We start from the raw sequence: 1,047 nt of genomic DNA, 5'->3' as shown, positions 1-1,047 counted from the left end.
GCCGACACCAGCAGCGCGAGGTCCGCGCCGCGGGCCAGGCCGCCGGCCGAGGTGGCGACGGCGATGGTCAGGGCCACGCCGGCGCAGGAGCCGACGTAGCGGAAGGTCTGCTGGGCGCCGGAGCCCATCGCGGCCCGCTCCGGCGGCACCGACTCCACGGCGAGCAGCGGCAGCGCGCCGTTGAGCAGGCCGCTGCCGAGGCCGCCGAGGACCAGGCCGGGCAGCAGGCGGGTCCAGGAGCCGGAGCCGAGGGCGCCGAGCATCGTCACCACGGCGATCGTGTGCAGGGCGAAGCCGAGGGCGAGCTGGGTGCGCGGGGCGATGCGGCCGGCCAGGTGCTTGACCTGGAGGGCGACGGCGAAGCTCAGGCCGGACCAGAGCAGGAACAGCCCGGCCGTCGCCAGGGGGGAGAGTCCGAGGGTCTGCTGGAGGAGGGCCGGCAGGAAGCTGAACAGGCCGATCACGGCCAGGCCGGTGAACAGGCCGCCCGCGGAGGAGGCCAGGAAGCGGGCGTGGCGCAGCAGTCCGAGGTCGATCATCGGGGTGCGGGTCCGGCGCTCCACGGCGACGAACGCGGCGATCAGGACGACGGCCGCCGCGAGCAGCAGGCCGACCGGGGCGCGCAGCCAGCCGTCCCGGCCCAGGGTGAGGGCCGCGACCAGGGCCACGAGGGCCAGGCCGAAGGCGAGCGCGCCGAGCGCGTCCGGCCGGCCGCCGCGCGGGGCGCGCGACTCGGCCAGCGCCCGGGTGCCGAGTGCGGCCACGACGAGGGCGGCGGCGCCCAGCACGAGGTAGCCCGTCCGCCAGCTCGGCAGCGCGCCCGCGAGCAGGGGGCCCACGGCGATGCCGCCGCTGACGAAGGCGCCCCACACCCCGGTGGCGTGCAGCCGGCCGCGCGGGCTGGGGAAGGCGTGCACGATCAGGCCGAGGCCGCTGGCCAGCAGGGCCGCGCTGGCCGCGCCCTGGGCGATGCGGGCCAGGGTGAACTGCCAGGTCGAGGTGGTGAACGCGGCGAGGGCGGTGGTGAGGCCGAGGCCGAGGGTGCCG

At 78.0% G+C, this 1,047-nt stretch carries 1 protein-coding gene; it reads right to left on the bottom strand.

Features of this window, described 5'->3' with window-relative positions; all coding sequences use genetic code 11:
• A partial coding sequence (locus tag CCN44_RS41835; RefSeq protein ID WP_086704473.1) for an MFS transporter occupies positions 1–1,047 on the bottom strand: 1,047 nt, incomplete at both ends.

The organism is Streptomyces tricolor (assembly GCF_002155905.1).
Taxonomy (GTDB): domain Bacteria; phylum Actinomycetota; class Actinomycetes; order Streptomycetales; family Streptomycetaceae; genus Streptomyces; species Streptomyces tricolor.
The sequence above is the reverse complement of the archived record's forward strand: the minus strand, read 5'-3'. Positions and strand labels throughout refer to the sequence as shown.